Origin of the sequence: Chryseobacterium sp. R2ACT005, assembly GCF_049949215.1 — a bacterium.
Classification (GTDB): Bacteria; Bacteroidota; Bacteroidia; order Flavobacteriales; family Weeksellaceae; genus Chryseobacterium.
On record NZ_CP188192.1, the window covers coordinates 1,877,681 to 1,893,882 of the forward strand.

At 34.8% G+C, this 16,202-nt stretch carries 19 protein-coding genes; 7 read left to right on the plus strand and 12 right to left on the minus strand.

Annotation, left to right across the window (positions count from 1 at the left end; translation table 11 throughout):
* Positions 1 to 344: 344 nt before the first annotated feature.
* The 3 genes from ACPF63_RS08660 to ACPF63_RS08670 are packed head-to-tail and all read left to right on the plus strand — an operon-like array spanning position 345 to position 3,409.
* The gene (locus ACPF63_RS08660; protein WP_426482702.1) at positions 345 to 1,286 is read left to right on the plus strand and encodes a type VI secretion system baseplate subunit TssG; all 942 of its coding nucleotides are present in this window, start codon (positions 345 to 347) and stop codon (positions 1,284 to 1,286) included.
* Between the two features lie 54 nt (positions 1,287 to 1,340).
* Positions 1,341 to 2,243, plus strand: a complete 903-nt coding sequence (locus ACPF63_RS08665) for a TssN family type VI secretion system protein (protein ID WP_077417149.1) — start codon at positions 1,341 to 1,343, stop codon at positions 2,241 to 2,243.
* A 26-nt stretch (positions 2,244 to 2,269) separates the two neighbouring features.
* Positions 2,270 to 3,409 carry a hypothetical protein gene (locus ACPF63_RS08670; RefSeq protein WP_426482703.1) on the plus strand — a complete coding sequence of 380 codons (1,140 nt, stop codon included), beginning with the start codon at positions 2,270 to 2,272 and terminating at the stop codon, positions 3,407 to 3,409.
* A gap of 81 nt (positions 3,410 to 3,490) precedes the next feature.
* Here the strand turns inward: ACPF63_RS08670 and blaIND are convergent, their stop codons facing one another.
* Together blaIND and ACPF63_RS08680 are read right to left on the minus strand one after the other, a co-directional pair.
* Entirely contained in the window at positions 3,491 to 4,231 is a 741-nt protein-coding gene (blaIND, locus tag ACPF63_RS08675; RefSeq protein ID WP_426482704.1) for an IND family subclass B1 metallo-beta-lactamase, read from the minus strand.
* A gap of 246 nt (positions 4,232 to 4,477) precedes the next feature.
* The gene (locus ACPF63_RS08680) at positions 4,478 to 5,131 is read right to left on the minus strand and encodes a metal-dependent transcriptional regulator (RefSeq protein WP_077417153.1); all 654 of its coding nucleotides are present in this window, start codon (positions 5,129 to 5,131) and stop codon (positions 4,478 to 4,480) included.
* Between the two features lie 85 nt (positions 5,132 to 5,216).
* Between ACPF63_RS08680 and ACPF63_RS08685 the strand changes: the two genes are divergently transcribed.
* Positions 5,217 to 6,251 (plus strand): threonine aldolase family protein, encoded by a 1,035-nt coding sequence (locus ACPF63_RS08685; protein ID WP_426482705.1) that lies wholly within the window; start codon positions 5,217 to 5,219, stop codon positions 6,249 to 6,251.
* 49 nt (positions 6,252 to 6,300) lie between these two features.
* Here ACPF63_RS08685 and ACPF63_RS08690 read toward each other — a convergent pair whose 3' ends face one another.
* Complete coding sequence (locus ACPF63_RS08690; protein WP_426482706.1) at positions 6,301 to 6,801, minus strand: hypothetical protein; 501 nt, start codon at positions 6,799 to 6,801, stop codon at positions 6,301 to 6,303.
* A gap of 277 nt (positions 6,802 to 7,078) precedes the next feature.
* Here ACPF63_RS08690 and ACPF63_RS08695 point away from each other — a divergent pair, with 277 nt between their 5' ends.
* Positions 7,079 to 8,038 carry a hypothetical protein gene (locus tag ACPF63_RS08695; protein WP_426482707.1) on the plus strand — a complete coding sequence of 320 codons (960 nt, stop codon included), beginning with the start codon at positions 7,079 to 7,081 and terminating at the stop codon, positions 8,036 to 8,038.
* Between the two features lie 36 nt (positions 8,039 to 8,074).
* On the opposite strand, the gene ACPF63_RS08700 is transcribed toward ACPF63_RS08695, so the two are convergent.
* The 6 genes from ACPF63_RS08700 to ACPF63_RS08725 all read right to left on the minus strand — a co-directional run bounded on the left by ACPF63_RS08700 (position 8,075) and on the right by ACPF63_RS08725 (position 11,876).
* Complete coding sequence (locus tag ACPF63_RS08700; RefSeq protein WP_426482708.1) at positions 8,075 to 8,629, minus strand: DUF4256 domain-containing protein; 555 nt, start codon at positions 8,627 to 8,629, stop codon at positions 8,075 to 8,077.
* Between the two features lie 140 nt (positions 8,630 to 8,769).
* On the minus strand, positions 8,770 to 9,168 hold the full coding sequence (locus ACPF63_RS08705) for a DoxX family protein (RefSeq protein ID WP_426482709.1): 399 nt from the start codon (positions 9,166 to 9,168) through the stop codon (positions 8,770 to 8,772).
* Positions 9,169 to 9,184: 16 nt separating this feature from the next.
* A complete protein-coding gene (locus ACPF63_RS08710; RefSeq protein ID WP_426482710.1) occupies positions 9,185 to 9,763 on the minus strand; it encodes a YdeI/OmpD-associated family protein in 579 nt (192 codons plus the stop codon).
* Between the two features lie 96 nt (positions 9,764 to 9,859).
* Positions 9,860 to 10,330 (minus strand): SRPBCC family protein, encoded by a 471-nt coding sequence (locus tag ACPF63_RS08715; RefSeq protein WP_180563813.1) that lies wholly within the window; start codon positions 10,328 to 10,330, stop codon positions 9,860 to 9,862.
* A gap of 199 nt (positions 10,331 to 10,529) precedes the next feature.
* Positions 10,530 to 10,862 (minus strand): ArsR/SmtB family transcription factor, encoded by a 333-nt coding sequence (locus ACPF63_RS08720; protein ID WP_077417168.1) that lies wholly within the window; start codon positions 10,860 to 10,862, stop codon positions 10,530 to 10,532.
* A gap of 249 nt (positions 10,863 to 11,111) precedes the next feature.
* Entirely contained in the window at positions 11,112 to 11,876 is a 765-nt protein-coding gene (locus tag ACPF63_RS08725; RefSeq protein ID WP_077417178.1) for an O-methyltransferase, read from the minus strand.
* Between the two features lie 940 nt (positions 11,877 to 12,816).
* Here ACPF63_RS08725 and ACPF63_RS08730 point away from each other — a divergent pair.
* Complete coding sequence (locus tag ACPF63_RS08730) at positions 12,817 to 13,599, plus strand: YdcF family protein (RefSeq protein WP_426482711.1); 783 nt, start codon at positions 12,817 to 12,819, stop codon at positions 13,597 to 13,599.
* A 54-nt stretch (positions 13,600 to 13,653) separates the two neighbouring features.
* On the opposite strand, the gene ACPF63_RS08735 is transcribed toward ACPF63_RS08730, so the two are convergent.
* The 3 genes from ACPF63_RS08735 to ACPF63_RS08745 all read right to left on the minus strand — a co-directional run bounded on the left by ACPF63_RS08735 (position 13,654) and on the right by ACPF63_RS08745 (position 15,423).
* The gene (locus tag ACPF63_RS08735) at positions 13,654 to 14,529 is read right to left on the minus strand and encodes a YDG/SRA domain-containing protein (RefSeq protein ID WP_426482712.1); all 876 of its coding nucleotides are present in this window, start codon (positions 14,527 to 14,529) and stop codon (positions 13,654 to 13,656) included.
* A 65-nt stretch (positions 14,530 to 14,594) separates the two neighbouring features.
* Positions 14,595 to 14,885, minus strand: coding sequence for an EamA family transporter (locus ACPF63_RS08740; protein ID WP_426483206.1), 291 nt, complete (start codon positions 14,883 to 14,885; stop codon positions 14,595 to 14,597).
* Between the two features lie 142 nt (positions 14,886 to 15,027).
* On the minus strand, positions 15,028 to 15,423 hold the full coding sequence (locus tag ACPF63_RS08745) for a VOC family protein (RefSeq protein ID WP_426482713.1): 396 nt from the start codon (positions 15,421 to 15,423) through the stop codon (positions 15,028 to 15,030).
* Between the two features lie 150 nt (positions 15,424 to 15,573).
* On the opposite strand from ACPF63_RS08745, the gene ACPF63_RS08750 reads away from it, so the two are divergent.
* Complete coding sequence (locus tag ACPF63_RS08750) at positions 15,574 to 16,167, plus strand: hypothetical protein (RefSeq protein ID WP_426482714.1); 594 nt, start codon at positions 15,574 to 15,576, stop codon at positions 16,165 to 16,167.
* Positions 16,168 to 16,202: the final 35 nt, after the last annotated feature.

Consider the following 16,202-nt stretch of genomic DNA (forward strand, 5'->3'; position numbering starts at 1 on the left):
ATATTACGTTTGAAAACTGATATTTTTCAGAAAAAGAGGATAAATAACTGATGAGAAGTAGGAGGGCATGAGGTTCTTTATATAAGGAAGACCTAAAACACGGTATCTCAATCTTAAACCCTAAACCTAGAATTTTGAACCCTTAACCATTTGATTATGAATAGTTAATTTTATATTTTAAAAAACAAACGAACCTTCTATTTACCGTATTTTTACGGAATTTGCTTGAATTTATTCCTTTTAATGTCAATAAATTATTATTTTTAGGATAAAATTATTAGTAAAATATTTTTTCAAACTTATGAGATATATTATCTTTACAAGTCATAATCAGAGGAAACACTATGTATGAGACTAATATTGTAGATATGCATTACAATAAGCTGCAGACAGACTTTAAAGCTGAGGCTGTGGCTGTTAATCTATTGAAATACCATCGTGCGGTAAGTAATATATTCATTGAGCGTGTTGGCGTGAACGACCGTGCTTACCTGAAGGATATAAAGAGCATTTCAAGCAGTTATTTGGGATTTGATGAGGAAGTATTTACCATAGAGAGTTACAGGGAGGGTATTTATGACTATCTTCCGGAAGGCTTATTTCATCCGCCATCTCTTGGAGCTTCCAGAAAGAATGTAGATACTGTGGTAAGGGAAATCCGCAAACAGAAAAGAGTAGAAGATGATGCCCGTAAGTTTTTCCGCCCTTTTGAACTGGAAGTTTTTTTTACGGAAATCAGTGCTTTACTTAAAGAATCAGAATTTGATATTACGAGCAATACGGATTCTTTATTGGAAACGGTAAGTGAGCTTTGGCCTCTGATAAAGATGCTGGATAAACAGAGTGCTTATATTTTTATGCATATTCTGCCATTTTTCCACCAGATCCGGGGAGACAAAAAATGGTTTGAAAGGTGTATGACTGCTTTTCTGCAGGTACCGGTAAACGTGACTTTTTCACCCAACATCATTGATGAGATTGAGAAAAATGATAATTCCATGCTATTGGGAAATTCAAAATTAGGAGTAACCTATATTCCAAGTGGTCCGCATATGGACGGGCAGCGAAACTGGGTGGTGAATATTGGTCCTATTCGATATGAAGATATGAAAAAATATATCCCGGGAAGTCCGTTCAGAAATGTACTTCAGTCACTCTATGATTATTTTCTTCCGGTAACAGTTGACGTGGAAGAGAATTTTGTTACAGAAAAAGAGGAATATTCATTCAGTCTTGAAGACGATGGAAGAAATGCCAGCCGCCTTGGATACTCTACATTTCTCTAAATTATTTTATTATATTTACAGCTACCAACAAAGTATAAATTCGAAAAGAAACAAATGGAAATTTCTTCAGTAAAAGGTATTTTTCTAAGGTATATCTTAATGCCTTTAATCGCAATTATTATGATGGTTATACTGGGTGTAATCCGGAGAAATAAACCTGCGATAAAAATTAAAGTAATTATTATATACGTGCTTCTGTGCAGTCTATGCCTGGCTATTCCGGGATTTTTTGGATTTGCCGGAAATCTCTTTAATCCGTACTGGTATCTCATCGCACAGGTTATTTACCTTATTTTTGGGATTATTCATGTGAATTTATTGCATAAATATTTCAAAAAGCACATCGAATCTCTGGCAATGAGTATTCTGTTTGAGTCTATACTTTCATTAACGTGTATTGCTTTGGGAGGGTATCTTTTTACACTGATCTTTAACTGGATGAGTAAAGGATTGGGATATTCTGTAATGGCGGCAACAAGTATGCTGATCTTTGTAGTTCCAATGGTGTTTTATTACTGTTATATCCAGTTTATCACGATTCCTTTTGATATTTATAAAACATGGAGATATTCACCGGAGCAGAAGCTGCCTGATTTCGAGGGTGCCGATTTTGACCGATTAATGGTATTGAATGTTGAATTGAGCAAAAAGTTAGAAGATACCAACCGTTTCAGAATCAAAGCGAAAACACTTCCAACGGGAGTTACTTTCGGAGATTGGTTTTACAGGGTAGTGGATGATTATAACCATAAGAATCCGGGTTCTGTTATTCATCTTTCAGACGAAGGAAATGAACCTTATTACTGGATCTTTTACACTAAAAAATCGTTTTTCAGCTTTAGAAAATATATAGATTTCGACCACGACATTACAACAAACAGCATTTCTGAAAATGAAGTGGTGATTTGTAAGAGAGTTATTCAGCATGAAGAGGAGGGAGTCGCAAAAAAATCATAATCACAAAAAATTAAAAAGTATTAAACATGATACAGCCTATTAAACATTTTGCAATCAATTGGGTGGATGGGATGAAGGTTTCCCAGAGACACCTGAATGATCAGGATAATTTCTTAATTGATACCATCAGAGATTCCAATTCCCTTGGAATTACTACATATAATTACGGACTTCTGCCTATTTCCAACGAATTTACAGACCGTACCATTTTTGATGTTCACAATACGGCAACCAATGATGTACAGCTTGTTATCAAGCGTTGCAGCGCTGTGACAATGGCTGGATACCGTATTGAGCTGACAGACAGAAGAATTAGCGTGAAGTCTTTGGCAAAATCCATGAACGAAGAGCAGACAGATGGAGAATATTATATCTTAATCTCAGTAAATCCTTTTGATAAAGTTCCTTTTGGAGATATTGACCCTGAAGAAATTCCGCCGCGCCACCCAAGTGCACAGCCGAATCACCATATTGAACTGCTTCCTGTAACTTCTTTAAACAGCAGCTATTCGGGAGGGAACTACCTAATCATTGGAAAAGTAGATTTAAAAGGAAATATTGCCCAGGTAGATTCCAACTTTATTCCGCCATGTACTTCTGTACAGAGTCATCCGGCTTTGGTAGAGTATTACAGCAGCTATGCAAAGTCTATCGGGAATCTTCAGCAGTATGCTTTTAAAATTATTCAGAAGACCTCTCACAAAAATCAAAATACAGCTTTGGCACAAAATGTTAAGTTTCTGTGCAGTACCATGGTGAATACATTTGGAGATATGTATTTCCAGTTCAGAAATATTACTCCATGGCAGCCACCTGTATTTCTGATCGAGTCTTTTGCGAGATTAGCCCTTCATTTATATAATTCTACCCAGCTTCTTGTTCCTGCTGAATTGGAAGAAATGCTGAATTATAGCTTAGAGTGGAGTGAGATTGCTCCCCACACCTTATTGAACCAGCTTTCTATTGTAGCAGAGACCAATTATGATCATCATAACTGTGGTGAGCCATTGCTTTATATTCAGCAGATGCTGAGAAGCCTTGAAACAATTTTCTCTAAACTGAGCGAGCTTGATTACATCGGTCAGAGAAAAGAAAACATCATCGTTAACGAACAAGAGGTTTCTACAAATACAAACCCTAAGAGAGGTTGGAGTGTATTAGACTAATACAGCCCATCATTAAAAATATAAATCCCGAATTTTCATTCGGGATTTTTTATGGTATATACAGATTATGGAAATAAATTATTATTCCGGCTTTTTGTTTTTGTCAAGAAGATCAAGAGTATGCTCTACATGTCCGCCTCCTTTCCATTCATCATGACCTGGAATAATCAGGGTTGCCTGTGAATATTTGTTTTTCAGCTTTGTCATGGTTTGTGGCCACTGTGCGATGTTGGCTTCTCCGGTATAACCGAGATCAACTGCTGCTTTGCTCTTCACAAGACATCCTCCGTCCAGAATTTTATATTTTGGGAACCATACCACTACATTATCGGCGGTATGTCCTTCTCCAAGAAAGTCTACCACAAATTCTTCCCCGCCAATTCGGTAAGGTTTCCCTGTTTTAATGATTTCTGTAGAAGTAGCTTTTCCATCTTTCTTCAACAGTTCATTCGTTTTTGCTGTTGCATAAGTTTTAATTCCTTTGTTGTTATAAAAGCTTAAATCTCCGGCTCTGTCTTCATGTGAATGTGTTGCAAATACTGCAATAACAGGAAGGTTATGACGTTTTTGAATCGTATCCAGTAAGCTTTGATATTGGGTTTTCTGCCATGGCACATCAAATAAGACCACTCCTTTTTTTGTAACCAGATAAACAGCATTGGTAGAATATTCTTTACCTCCAAATACGCCAAAAGTTTTGTAAATATAAAAGTTGGGTTTAATCTGTGGTTCAATCACAAAATCTCTTACCTGAGTTGTCTGAGCGTTTGTAAATGGACTTAATAACATCGAAATAATAAAAAACGGAATGCTTTTTTTCATAATTTTTTTTGGTAATAATTAAAATGTTGGTATTTGTCAGAAAGACAAAGTTTGTAGAATATCTTGCAAACCTAATTAAAAATTAATTTTCAGGTATTTTATGAAAGAGAGTTTAACCGTTTTTTAACAGTTATAGGAATAGAAATATGCTATTTTAAGAGTTCAAAAAATATTTAGTATGATATTGCCGGAATGAAAAACCTCACAGACTTTACAATCTGTGAGGTTTATTTTGATCGTTTAAGATTATTTCTTAATCAATATTTTTTCAGTCGCTTTTTTGCTTAAAATTTCCGTTTTGCCATCAATTTCTATGGTCATAGATTTATCAAAACTTTCTACTTTAACGACTTTTACTTTAGTGTTGAGGAGAAGTTTCCTATCGTTGAGATAAGTTAAAAAAGCATCATCAGATAAGGTGACCGAGGCAAAAGTAACGTTTTCACCAGCTTCACAGTTGCTTAGTTTCTGCAGATCCTGAGAAATAATATTTCCGTCTTTGTCAGGAATAGGTTCTCCATGAGGATCAAATTTAGGATAATCCAGGATTTCATCCATTTTATCAAAGAAGATCTGAGAATGTACATGCTCAAGTTGTTCTGCAATCTCATGAACGTTTTCCCAGCCAAAATTCATTTTTTTGACCAGAAACATTTCTGTAAGTCTATGTTTTCGAACTACCAGAGCCGCTTCCCGTCTTCCGTTCTCTGTAACAAGTAAAGGTTTGTAGGTTTCATAAATGACCCACTTTTTCTCTGCAAACTTTTTCATCATATTATTGACACTCGGCATTTTTACATTCAAAAATTTACTGAGCTCATTAATCGTAACCTTTCCTTCATTGTCAACTAAATGAAACAAAGCTTTCAGGTAATTCTCTTCTGTTAGGGTTGTTTTCAAAATGTTAGATGATTTTCAATACAAATCTAACAAAATAAAATGAAAAGTTTACTCTTGTTATTTTAACTTTTTTTACTTTTACTCTATGAAATTTTCATTCAAAAATGATTATTCTGAAGGATGCCACCCCAATATTTTACAGGCTCTTTTACAGCATAATCTAGATCAGCAGGCCGGATATGGAGAAGATGAGTATTCATTAAAAGCAAAAACATTAATTAAAGAAAAAATCAACAATCACAATTCTGAAGTTTTTCTGGTTTCAGGAGGAACGCAGGCTAACTTAATTGTTATTTCAGCAATCTTAAAACCTTATCAATGTGTGATTTCTGCCGCTCCCGGCCATATTCTAAATAATGAAACAGGAGCTATTGAAGCCACAGGTCATAAAGTATTGAGTATTGAAACTGCAGATGGAAAACTAAGACCGTCAGACATCATCCCGGTTTTAGAAGGACATAGCAATGTACCACACCAGGTGATGCCTAAGCTGGTGTATATATCCAATTCTACAGAGCTGGGAACTATTTATCAGGCAAAAGAACTGGAAGAGCTTTCAGTATTTTGTAAGCAAAATAAGCTATATCTGTTTATGGACGGAGCAAGATTGGGACATGGGCTGACATCAGAAATCAGTGATCTTACCCTGGAAAAAGTAGCTCTTCTAACGGATGTCGTTTACCTTGGAGGAACCAAAAACGGTGCGCTGATAGGAGAAGCTATTGTTATTAATAATCCGGTTCTTCAGGAGGATTTTGCATTTAATATCAAACAGAAAGGTGCATTATTAGCGAAAGGAAGGCTGTTGGGAATACAGTTTATGGAACTGATGAAGGACAATCTGTATTTTGATCTGGCAAAGCATGCCAATCAGCAGGCTATGAAAATTAAGAATGCTTTGCAGAAAAAAGGAGCGGCATTTCTTTCAGATACCTATACCAACCAGATTTTTCCTATTTTGAGTAACGAACTTATTGAGATTCTGTCTGAAAAATTTGAATTCTATGTCTGGAAAAAAGTAGATGAGAATTTTTCGGCCATTCGTCTTATTACTTCCTGGAATACAGGTGATGAAGCCGTAAACCGCTTTATTGAAATTATAGAAACGGAATTACCATAAAATAAAAACAGCCTTATCTTTAAGGCTGTTTTTTATTGATAATGCATTATTATTTTACAGCTTCGCTCACTACTTTACAGTCTGCAGTGCTTAGTTTCTGTCCATCTTTATAGCTGATTTTTTTCTCATCAGCATATTTAGACTGTCCGTCTTCCTCTTTATGATCTCCAATTCCTTCTGTCAGAGCATTGTCTTTCTGGATGAAGTAAATATCTCTTTTGCTTTTTTTACCTTCTGAAGCAAATTCGTAAGTCAGTTTCAGGGTATCTCCGGATTTGAAACCGGTTACATCTCCTTTTGAACTGTCTTTTTCACTGTTTTTATAAGATAATTTTCCGGTGATTGTTCCCAGATTATCATCAATAGAAGCAAAAACACTGTCTTTTCCTGTTACCCCGATATAACAGAACGATTTTGGTCCAAGGGTATCTATTACGGGTTCTTCTACAGCAATGGTATCTGCTTCCACTTTGGGAGCCGGTGCTTCAGTTTTTTTATTGCAATTGATTAAAAAAGCTGATACAGCGCCCAATAAGATTAATTTTTTCATATCCTTAATTGTTAAATCAAATTTCTATTCTGCTAAAATAACAATAGTATTTGTATATTAAAAATAGGATATAAAGAGATAATCATTTTATGATGAAAATTAGTGTTTTTTAGAAAAGATTTTAACAAAAAATATTAATTAAAATATGGTTTTATATGTTCAATTGATTCTTATTTTTCTATCACAGGACTCAGTTCCTATAACCTTGTAATCCTAATCTTTAATTATTAAACGGCTTTAGGCACGGAAAATGATTTACCTAGCAAAATTGATTTTAATGAAAAAGATAACTAAAGCGCTGGGATTGGGATTCTTTATGCTTGGGTTGTATTTTATCTCGGGTCAGACCCCTCAGAATTATATTTATACTTCTTCAGGAGACCTTAAGAAAATAGAAAAAATGATCACTCGCCAGGATATCGGAGGGGTACAGATTGTTTACAACTGGAGAGCTTTGGAAACTTCAAAAGATGTGTATGATTTTTCTGTTATTGAAAAAGATCTGGAATATTTAACTTCCATCAACAGAAAACTATTTATTCAGCTTCAGGATAGATTTTTTGAACCGCAGGCCAGATATATTCCTGATTATGTATTGAATGATAAAGAGTATACAGGAGGGTTGGTTCCCCAATATGATAATCCCGGGGAAAATAAACCTGTAGGAAGCGGATGGGTTACCCAGCAATGGAATCCTGCTGTCCGCGAAAGGTTCCAGAAGCTTATTGGAGCGCTGGCACAGAAGTTTGACGGTAAAATTCAAGGGATTAATCTTCCCGAAACATCAATAGATATAGAAATGAAAGCAGATAAAACAGGTTTTAGCTGTGATCGTTATTTCCAGGCCGAACTGGAAAATCTGAAGTTTGCGAGAGATGCTTTCCATCAATCCAATGTATTGCAGTATGTCAACTTTTTTCCGTGTGAATGGGACAATGACCATCAATACATGTCCAGACTGTTTGATTTTGCGTATAAAAATAATATAGGGCTGGGAGGGCCTGATATTGTTCCGAATAAAAAAGGGCAGATGAAGAACTCTTATCCTTTCTTTAATCAGTACAAAGGGAAGCTGCCTTTAGTTGCTATGGCGGTTCAGGAGCCAACTCTTACGTACAAAAATCCTAAAACTAAAAAACCTTTTACCAAGGAAGAATTTGTAGAATATGCTGAAAATTATCTGGGAGTAAGAATTATTTTCTGGAGTGTGGAATCTCCCTGGTTGAGAGATTCCTGATGTATTCTGATAAAAGATCTCAGTCAGTTCTCCTTTTTATACTTTTAGTATTCCTCTGAATCCTCTTGCTGCATAATAAGAATCTGCACCATTGTGGTAGGTGAATACGGTGTTGTATCGTCTGTCACAGAAAAGGGCGCCTCCAAGCTCTCTTACCTGTGATGGCGTTTTTATCCAGCTTGATGTCTTTTGATCGAACTTTCCAAGTTCCTGAAGATTGCGGTATTGTTCTTCTGCTAAAAGTTCAATGCCCATTTCTTTAGCTTTGTCAATGACGTTGCTTTCCGGCTTATTGGCTTTTCGGGCATCCCAAGCCTGATAATCATAGCATAGACTTCTTCGTTTCGGGCTTTCCGGGGAACAGTCAACGAAAGAATATTCATCTGTTTTTTTATTGTAATCTACGATATCGGGTTCACCTTCTGTAGTTTCCATTTCGTATAGAGACTCTATTTTTTCAGGATTGGCTTCCAGTTTTTGCTGGATTTTTTCCCATTTCAGGTCTTTATGACGGTCCATATTTTTTTCAAAACGGGCTTTTAGTGTTTTTAAAAGTTCGTTGATTTGCTCCTGTGTCAGTTTCTTTTTCATATCAAATTTTGTTTTACTATTGATTGAATTGGTTTATTTTATTGGATAATCGCAAAGGCGTAGGTTTTACAAATAAACGTTTTTTAAGGCGCAAGGATTTTATCTGCGACAAAATTTATGGCTTTTTATCTTAAAAATGTTTAATCAGTACTAGTAATTTTTCTGTCTGCAGGTCTGAAATACCAGGAGATTATAACCAGTACCAGTAATAATACTGCCGGAAAAGTTCTTCCTGCCGTATCACCTACGATCAGATGGGAAATAACAGCTCCTGACATCACAAAGAAAAATCCTGCATACGCCCATTCTTTTAAAAGCAGGCGTTTGGGAATCAGTATGGCAATTACGCCCAATATTTTCCATATTCCAATAATGGTCATCAGGTAAGAAGGATAACCCAAATTGGTGAAATTCAGCAGTTCATCTTTACTTTTCATCAGCTGGACAATTGCAGTGGAAACCATTCCAAGGGCCATCCAAAGTGTGAATATCCAATAGATGATCTTTGTTCTTTTTTGTGAGGGTTGTGGTGTGTTCATGATATGTTTTTTATAGTTAATCGTTTAATCCTATACCGTCCATGATTTGTGGAATACATTTTTCAATGCGGGCTTCACGGGTTTTGGACTGTTTGGCAGAAGAGAAGTGGAGTAGATACGCTCTTTGCCTTCCGGGAGTCAATGCTTTGAAAGCTTCCTGTAATGCTGGGCTTTGATCCAGTTTCTCTTGAAATTCTTCAGCCATCTCGAACTCTTTTGTTTTCTTCATTTCCACTTTAGCACCTGATTCTTCTATTTCAACGGCTTCAAACATATAACTGCGAAGAACATCTTCCAAATCATTGATTTGCTCTACCTCTGTAAAACGAATCTGCCTTGCAGCCTGTACATTTTTAGACTGCTGGATCAGAATATGATCTGGGTCTTTCATTAAAGCACCCTTAAAGAAAAGGATCGCACAATATTCTTTAAAACCGTGGATCAGGAAAATATTTTTCCCTTCATAGGTATAACATGGACATCCCCATTTTAAATCTTCTACAAGGTCGGTGCTTAGGGCAATTGCTCTTAATTTTTCAAATTCTTTGTGCCATTGCTGGCTTTTATCAAAGAAGAAATTAACTTTTGGATTCATGGTGTTTTATATTTGAGGGTTGGGGAGTATTAGAGTGGGAGAGTTGTTGGATTTTTGAGAACAAGATTATCGTTACGGTCGACAGCCTGAAACCTATTATCTGCTACCTCCACCTACAATCTCCTGTAAACGATTGTGAGCCATATTGATGCCTTGAGCGAATGGCATTTTCAGATGCTGGTCTCTGAAATCTACGGATTTATAGATTGTCTGGATTGTGATTTTGCTGGTGGTATCTGTTAATTTTTCAAATTCTAAAAACTCTATCTGAACCGGAAAAGGAGTGTTTTCCATCTGAAAAGTTCTTATAATTTTCTCATTCTGAATCACTTCATGAATAGTTCCGTTGGCACTGAAAACTATGTCACCTTGTGGATTGGAGGTTTCAAAGCGGTAACTTCCGTGTTGTTTGTTTTCAAATTTTGTCACTTTGGTACCCATCCATTGTTCGAAAAGCTCAGCTTCTGTATACGCTTTGAAAAGGAGTTCTACCGGAAGATCGAATTCTCTGGTGATGAAAATTTCCTGTTTTCCGTCTTCGGCGTGGATTTTTGTTTTAAGTTCCATGATGTTGGTGTTTGAGGGTTTCTTGGATTTGAGAGAGGGAGAGTTTGAGGGTTTGAGAATATAAGCGTTCAAGGTTTAAAATTTAATGTTTAAGGTTGTTATCCTTTCAAGGGTAATCGATGATTCACTTGCAAAGCAAAATTCGCTATTGACATTGAGGTTCACAATTTAAACTTTGACGTCCATTGTCTCTCATCTTTTATCTCTTATCATTATTGTTCTGATACGCTTTCATCACACTTTCCAGCTTGTTGAATTTTTCGTCCCACATTTTGCGGAAAGGTTCTATAAAATCGGCTATTTCTTTCATTTTATTGGGATTTAGGTGATAGATTATTTCTCTGCCGTTTTGTTCAGATCTCAGCAGTTCACATTCTGTAAGGATCTGGAGATGCTTTGAAACGGTAGGTCTCGCCGTATCAAAATTGGAGGCAATAGCTCCTGCTGTCATCGACTGTGCCGCCACCAACATTAATATAGATCGTCTTGTAGGATCTGCTATCGCCTGAAATACATCTCTTCTTAAATTCATTGTGAAGTTATTTGACTACAAATATATGTGTAGTTATTTAGCTACGCAAGTTTTTTTGAAAAAAATTTGTATTAATTAATTGTAAGTATGCTTTTTAAAAGAAAAATGGAGAGCTTAATGCTCTCCATTTTATTATTTAAATAATGCTTCTATATATTTTTTATTAACTACTGGCTTGCCAGATGAAGCGAACGAATAGTTTTCCGCAGATTTTTTTTGATTATTTATACATGCTGGATCAGTAATAGATTATTGTTTTACAAAAACGCCGATGTATTTCCCATTGTATTCTACAACAAGAGTGCTGATATTCATTCTATTGCAAAAATCCTGATACGCAGAATTGTCTCCAATATCATCACTGATAAACACTGCGCCAGGTCTCAGTCTTTTATAGATCTTATGATAAGCCCACATTCTTCCGTGATAACTTTTGTCAGAATCATAGTGGAAAACATCGAAAGAGGAAACTTTTTTCAAAATTTTAGGCAAAGATTCTCTGTCTGCAAAACGGAACAGCTGCCAATATTTTTTAAGGTTTTCAGGAACAATATATCCTACATACTGATCACCATCCTGAGCAAGATAAGGCATATCTGAGCTATAGAGCGTACCATTTCTTTTTTGAAGCGAAAGCAATATGGCTAAGGAAGACCATCCATAAGCCACTCCGGTTTCAAGAACGTTTTGTGCTTTGGTGAATTCACATGCATAATAAATAAGCTCCAGAGCACCAGGGCCACCCATTGTAATGGGGCATTCTTTTTCTTTTAAACTGGCTTTTTCAAGGGTCTCAGCATAGATAGATCTGAAACGATCGGTATCCATAGAGAAAAGTCTGGAGATTACTTCTTTTTGGGAAACTGCTATGGATGCAGCCCAGAAATTTGCTTTTGCTTTTCCTTTGAACGGACTTCTTCTGCTTACCGTATTTTTAATGATTTTTCTGCCCAGTTCAGGATAGAGAGCAGGTCTTTTGAGATAAGCTACAAATGTTTTGAGAACTGTTGACATTTCATTGATTATATTAAGGTTACAAGACAAATGTATTTTTTTAAAAACCATATCGCATTTAGATAATATTAATTTTGATATTAAGTTTTTTTAAAATCGTATTAATAATATGGTCCTGTAATTAATCAGTGAGATATCTTATTTTTAATTTAAAATAAAATTTTAACGTGGTGATTTTCTTTAATTTACGGAGATGAAGATTGCAGTGGGTACGGCAATGTGGTTTTTGGGCAGATCAATAGTCGTTTCGGCAAGTAGAAACCAGCTTATTTTGAAAAGGGAAATAAATTGTGAGGAATAAAATTTGATCTTTGATTGTCTCCCGCAGATTATACTGATTTTTGGAAATGTGATAATCTGTGCTGTCTGCTTGATCAGCGGGAGATGATATTTCTTTGATGGTTATCGCAGAAATATCCATCTATTTAAGGTAGAGATCGTTTCTTGAGATTTAAGGAAGAGTTTTTGTTTTTTTCTTTACAAAAATGCCTGTCCAAAAATATATGGAATACGGTCATCAAAACGGTGATGCTTTTCTGCTTTTTCATTGGGTAGGTATTTATCTTTTTCATTAACACACCAAAAAGTGTGCTGTTCAATGAGTGCAAATGTATAAAATAATTGTATAAACAGAAAGATAAATGATACGAAATTTGTTCTGATTATAAAATTTAAGTTATCTGAACTTCATTACCACAAAAGACACAAAAGTTTGTAATGTTTAAATTATTTTAGAACCAGGCTTTATGTATAATAAGTACACCTAAGTTTTGTGAAAATATTTGATTTTCATCTTAATATGATCTTTTCTTCGGCATTAATTAAAACTTACCTAAGTGTTTTCAAATAGTGCTTTTGTGACTTTTGTCGTTGGTGAAGTTTAGAAATACCTACCTTTGAGGTTCTGATGTTTTCTATACATTAATCAATATTATCTTAAATGAAATTTTTACTGGATCTTTTATTTCGTGTTTTACAGCTTTTTGCAGAACCTTATTTCTTATTATTTCTTGCGGTAGTTATAATCGCTCTGCTGAAAAGAAAAAATAAACGCAAAAATCTGAGAATAGGAATTGGTGTATCGGTCGTTTTAATGATCATCTTTATAGGAAATGGGTTTTTGGGTAAATTAACTTCAGAATATCTGCAGAAAAGCTATATCCATACTTCTGAAATAAAGAATACCGCTTCTCAGAACCCCGTTATTGTTGTATTGGGTGGTGGAGTTGTAGATATTGACAATACTGAAAAACTGCATACGATGTCTTATTCAAGGATCGTCACAGCCTATCAATTGTATCAGGAATTCAAGAAAAAAAATATACCCTGCAAAATAGTGATTTCCGGAAAGGGCAGAGGACATACCAGTGAAGCGGAACTGTTTAGCGAAAACTTTAAAAAAATAGGTGTATCAGATGCAGATATTATTAAAGAAGATAAAAGCATGAATACCTATCAGAATGCAAAATTCTCAAGTCCGATAGTAAAAAAGATGGCTCCTGGAAGTGTTTATTTGGTTACTTCGGGTTTTCATATAAAGAGATCTGTTGCTCTGTTTCAGATATTTGGATTAAAGCCCATTCCGCAGGCATCAGATTTTATAGACACCGAAATAACGGTATTTCCTAACAGTTATAATGCTGCGTTTACATTCGTCATGCTTAAGGAGATAGTGGGAATATGGCAGGTGCAATTATATAACAGTTTGGGAATGAATAAATAATAAATTTAAATAAAAAAGCCTCTCAACATATTATTTCTGAGAGGCTAAAATATTTTATTCGAAACCATGCGTTTGACGGTGGTATTGTAGATTGGAAAGATTCAATGTATGATTATCATTAATTGTAAGTTCTCCAGATAAACAACCAATTAATTGTAAATCATCTTTAATTGAAAATACACCTTTATCAAACATGATATGATGATTAGGGCAAAGACAAATAACATTATTAGGATTATCATCTCCATTATGAGGTTTGCCTAGCGGTTTGATATGAGCACCTTCTGCATAATGGCCTAATTTGGTTGGAATAGAAATCTGACAAATTTGGCATTTAAAATTATATAATCTTTTTATTTGCCATGCAACTTTAGTATCTCGTACAATCCTTAAAACAGTACTTTCTATTCTTTTTTTTGTTCTTTCAGAATAGTCTAATTCAATTTGACGCACTGCTTTTTTAGACTGATTATTGCCAGAATATTCTAAACGAAACCTACAAATTTTGAATCCACTTTTACCAGTTTCCTCCCAAGCATCAACAACGCTATATAATCCAGCATAAGAATAACCATTTTGAGGAGAAAATTCAGATGTATGTGTTGATCCCCGAATAACTCTTACGGGTAATCCTTGGTCCATACTTATTATAAGTCCAGCATTTCCTTTTTCCCATGTTTGATCTCTTATTTGTTTTCCAGTATTGCTATCATTACCACCAGCACCAGTATAAACAATTTCTTCCCCAAAATCTAAATCATCTTCATAACCCCCAGAAAGAACGATTGCAGCAGTACCTTCTTTTGAATTTCCATCAATTCCTGCTCCCCAATTTCTATGAAAGCTTGTTGGCATCATCTCTTTTCTATTATTAAAATGATATCCTTCTTCAATACCTTCAATTTCACCAAATATAATAGGTTTACTCACAGTTATTTTTGTTTAGCAGCAAATATATGATTTTGATGAAAAAAAATAACTGTGAGCGATTTAATTTAGAATATTTTATTTATTAAAATATTTATTTTTAATATTTTTTTAATCGAAATCAATGTCTGCAAGACTACAGAAGCAATAATAAATGCTAATCCTATATAAAACGAAAGATTGACTTCTTTGCTTTCATCAAAAAATAAAAAAGCAATAATAATAGCATATACCGGCTCCAGATTGAAGGTTAAGTTGACCGTAAAGGCTGGAATTTTTTTAAAACTTCTGCAAATATCACATAAAGCCCTACCGTACAGAAAAGAGCTAAGAGCCCCAAATAAGCAGTGTCTTTTAATCCAGGAACTATTCTATCTTACTAAAAATAGAGGAGGTATATGGGCAAAACGCGTTCAGCATAAAATATCGTAATTATCTGATAATATTTGATTACTTTTTATTATAAATTGAAGCCCGAACACTGGAAGATATTTTTTAATTCTACATAAAAAATACATTAAACTTGTGCCCATCAGGGTCTGCAAACACAAATCCATAATAATTTTCTCCAAAACTCTCAGGTTCCGAAACAATAGTTCCACCGGCTTTTTTTACTTCCTGAGCCCATTCATCTACCTGTTCTTTATTTTCTGCAGAGAGGGTGAAGATGATTTCGTTGAAACTTTGAGGATCTCCGAATTTCATGGGTTTTAAATTTCTCTCTATGATATTTTTTAAGAAAAAGTGAATAATAAATTCATTTCCAGCCATAAAAAAACTTACCAACTCATTAGAGCTGTGCGGATTATTGGGCTTGAATCCCAGCTCTGTATAAAATTTCTGTGTGCGTTCAAGGTCGGCTACTGCCAGATTGGCCCAGATCATTTTTGGTTTCATATTACTTATTTTTGGTAGGATAAAGGTACTCAGTTTCATGATTATAAAAACTGCCATGTGGCAAGATTTTGTATTTTTAGATCAAAGAGAGATTAGTTTCCATAGTGGTTTCAATTTAACATAATATATTGGAAGACTAAATTATAGCCTATGAATGAGAGTATTGTAAATAAAATCAGAAAGTTAGGAGGAAATACAGACGCTGTACTTACTGACAAAAATTTTGCAGAGAACTGGCGGAGTATCATATTTGGACATCATCTTTATGACAGAGATTGGGATGTCTACGTGATAGATCAGTATTATGAAGAAAATTCAACCGTATATCATAATGATCAGGAAAGTTTTTATAAAGAATTATTAAAGCATTATTTTTCTAACCATGAATTGGCGTACGGACAATATTTTTTCAAAGATTGGTTTTTCACGCCGTTTAAGAAAGATACAGACGATTACGATGAACTAGATGGACTTATAGAGGAACATGAAGTAAAAAAAATGGTAGAAGGCTCTGAAATGGATTTCATCTGTATATTTTATTTTTATGGATATCCTGATCATTTTTTTGTTTGCACAACAGATCCGGATCAGACTAATCCAACAGTATACAGCACAGACCACGAAGTTTATTTTCAGGAAATCGAGAATGAAGGAAAGCTGGAAAATTTTCTGGACAGATTTATGACTAAAGAAGAGTTCTTAGAAACCGTTAAAGAATATCTGGAAGGAAAAATTAAAAAATAACAGATTCTGGAGTGGTTAGTACTCTCTTTCAAATG

What these genes read in the sequence shown, in the direction of transcription:
- ACPF63_RS08665 (WP_077417149.1), top strand. Translation starts at nt 1,341, where the DNA reads ATGGAAATTTCTTCAGTAAAAGGTATTTTTCTAAGGTATATCTTAATG.
- ACPF63_RS08750 (WP_426482714.1), top strand. Translation starts at nt 15,574, where the DNA reads ATGAATGAGAGTATTGTAAATAAAATCAGAAAGTTAGGAGGAAATACA.
- ACPF63_RS08730 (WP_426482711.1), top strand. Translation starts at nt 12,817, where the DNA reads ATGAAATTTTTACTGGATCTTTTATTTCGTGTTTTACAGCTTTTTGCA.
- ACPF63_RS08700 (WP_426482708.1), bottom strand. Translation starts at nt 8,629, where the DNA reads ATGAAAAAGAAACTGACACAGGAGCAAATCAACGAACTTTTAAAAACA.
- ACPF63_RS08720 (WP_077417168.1), bottom strand. Translation starts at nt 10,862, where the DNA reads ATGAATTTAAGAAGAGATGTATTTCAGGCGATAGCAGATCCTACAAGA.
- ACPF63_RS08715 (WP_180563813.1), bottom strand. Translation starts at nt 10,330, where the DNA reads ATGGAACTTAAAACAAAAATCCACGCCGAAGACGGAAAACAGGAAATT.
- ACPF63_RS08745 (WP_426482713.1), bottom strand. Translation starts at nt 15,423, where the DNA reads ATGAAACCAAAAATGATCTGGGCCAATCTGGCAGTAGCCGACCTTGAA.
- ACPF63_RS08710 (WP_426482710.1), bottom strand. Translation starts at nt 9,763, where the DNA reads ATGAATCCAAAAGTTAATTTCTTCTTTGATAAAAGCCAGCAATGGCAC.
- ACPF63_RS08690 (WP_426482706.1), bottom strand. Translation starts at nt 6,801, where the DNA reads ATGAAAAAATTAATCTTATTGGGCGCTGTATCAGCTTTTTTAATCAAT.
- blaIND (WP_426482704.1), bottom strand. Translation starts at nt 4,231, where the DNA reads ATGAAAAAAAGCATTCCGTTTTTTATTATTTCGATGTTATTAAGTCCA.
- ACPF63_RS08670 (WP_426482703.1), top strand. Translation starts at nt 2,270, where the DNA reads ATGATACAGCCTATTAAACATTTTGCAATCAATTGGGTGGATGGGATG.
- ACPF63_RS08725 (WP_077417178.1), bottom strand. Translation starts at nt 11,876, where the DNA reads ATGTCAACAGTTCTCAAAACATTTGTAGCTTATCTCAAAAGACCTGCT.
- ACPF63_RS08685 (WP_426482705.1), top strand. Translation starts at nt 5,217, where the DNA reads ATGAAATTTTCATTCAAAAATGATTATTCTGAAGGATGCCACCCCAAT.
- ACPF63_RS08695 (WP_426482707.1), top strand. Translation starts at nt 7,079, where the DNA reads ATGAAAAAGATAACTAAAGCGCTGGGATTGGGATTCTTTATGCTTGGG.
- ACPF63_RS08705 (WP_426482709.1), bottom strand. Translation starts at nt 9,168, where the DNA reads ATGAACACACCACAACCCTCACAAAAAAGAACAAAGATCATCTATTGG.
- ACPF63_RS08660 (WP_426482702.1), top strand. Translation starts at nt 345, where the DNA reads ATGTATGAGACTAATATTGTAGATATGCATTACAATAAGCTGCAGACA.